Genomic DNA, 1,575 nt, shown 5'->3' with positions numbered 1-1,575 from the left:
CGCAGCTCTGCCATCTCGGCGGATTGCCTTTTTCATCATGTTGGACCGCTGCTTATATCTTAGCGCGTCCCACTGCGACCCTGTAGCGTTGTACCTGCGCCTTGCTTGCCTTGCATCCTGAACTAGTCTTGACGTGTCCGGCGACCATTTGTGGAGGGCTTGCTTGCTCTTCCGCGTTCTAGGACAGTGTTGTTCGAGCGCAGCTCGAAGTGCCTGTTGGAGGCCTCTAGCGGCTCCTCAGCGTTCTCCCACCCTGCTCGTTCTATTTGCATGAGGAATCCCGTCCTGTCTAGCTTTTGGAGATTGTAGCGCCCGCTCTACGCTTGCGGGCAAGCTTTGAGGTCCATGCGAATAAGGATAGGAATATGGTCAGGGGTCATGGCCCAGTCATCCCGCGTCCCACAATACTCTTAGCAGCCGCTCCGCCTCTGGTTCAGTTGCTACTGTGGGTCCCCCCCACCGAGGGTGATGGCAGTTAAAGTCTCCCAGCAGTATTATTTCGCCCGCAGCATCCTGAAGGGCCTTGTCGATTTGCTTCCACGCTTGAATTTCTACGTTGGCGTTTCTCCTCCCCCTAGGATTGTAGACATTGATTATGGTAAGCTCATGTTCCTCTCCTCGCAGGCGGAGCGCGGCCACATCGGGGCCGTATTGTTTGCGGGACCAGCAGGCGGCATCTATCTCCCTACTAACCATAAAGCAGACCTTTGTATTCGGACTGGCCTCATACGTCAGAGTGTAGTTTCTTGGGCAATATGTATCTCCCTGTCTTCCCCTAAAGAAGGGCTCCTGCACTGCGATTATTAGGTGACGTGCAGGGTCTAAGCTATCGAATAGCGGTCTGGCCTTGTCGTGGTTTGCATTTCCGCAGTTGTATTGCACGATTGCGAGCTTACTGTTCATTGGAGGCTATGTGTTGAGATCCTAGGTCCTGCGAGAGCTCCATGTCATCCCCTAGAGCAGAGTTGCCTGCTGATGTTCCGCTGGGGACCCACATGCCAATTTTGGCCTGGGAGGGGTCCGCTGCTGCCTGGCTTAGATATGTTGGGCGTCCAACCGTCCGTCTCGCCTGTGCGGTGCCTGCATGCACTGCTGGAGATGGAGAATTACCTCTCCTTCTCTTGTTCGCTACGATCGTGAACCCATCCGACGATGTTGGTGGAGAAGGCGAGCTGCTATTGTCCGTCGCTCTGACCCGATCCGACTCAACCCTAAGAAGGACTCTTCGTTCTTGTGTCGCATTCAGGTATGCCTGAAACACGCGACACGCCTGCTTCTGCCATGCTTTGTGTTTACCCCCACAGTTGGCGCACTCGACCCTTGACTCCTTACACTGTCTCGTATCGTGATTCCCTGCGCATTTGCTGCACTTCGCTTGCTTTCCGCATGCGGACTGAGTATGGCCCCATTGTGCGCATTTATAGCATTGTCTAAGAAGGACGCTGCTGTCGAAGAGCCTCGCCTCATATAACTGGGCGTCGATGACGATTCCGCTTTTTACGGCCCTGTGTTGGATCTCCTGCGTTGGGCAATGGACTAGAAGGGTGCCCTTGGTTTTAACCTTGCCAGTTTCCT

At 54.5% G+C, this 1,575-nt stretch carries 2 protein-coding genes; both read right to left on the bottom strand.

Going from position 1 to position 1,575, the window contains the following annotated elements; translation table 11 throughout:
* Positions 1 to 387: 387 nt before the first annotated feature.
* A complete protein-coding gene (locus tag DMG62_25225) occupies positions 388 to 903 on the bottom strand; it encodes a hypothetical protein (GenBank protein ID PYY18868.1) in 516 nt (171 codons plus the stop codon).
* On the bottom strand, positions 893 to 1,575 hold a 683-nt coding region (locus DMG62_25220; protein ID PYY18867.1), incomplete at its 5' end, for a hypothetical protein. The genes DMG62_25225 and DMG62_25220, both read right to left, overlap by 11 nt.

This window comes from Acidobacteriota bacterium (genome assembly GCA_003225175.1).
Taxonomy (GTDB): domain Bacteria; phylum Acidobacteriota; class Terriglobia; order Terriglobales; family Acidobacteriaceae; genus Gp1-AA112.
The sequence above is the reverse complement of the archived record's forward strand: the minus strand, read 5'-3'. Positions and strand labels throughout refer to the sequence as shown.

Bases quoted from the DNA above. Each gene is read 5' to 3' on its own strand.
- DMG62_25225 (PYY18868.1), bottom strand. From the start codon at position 903: ATGAACAGTAAGCTCGCAATCGTGCAATACAACTGCGGAAATGCAAAC.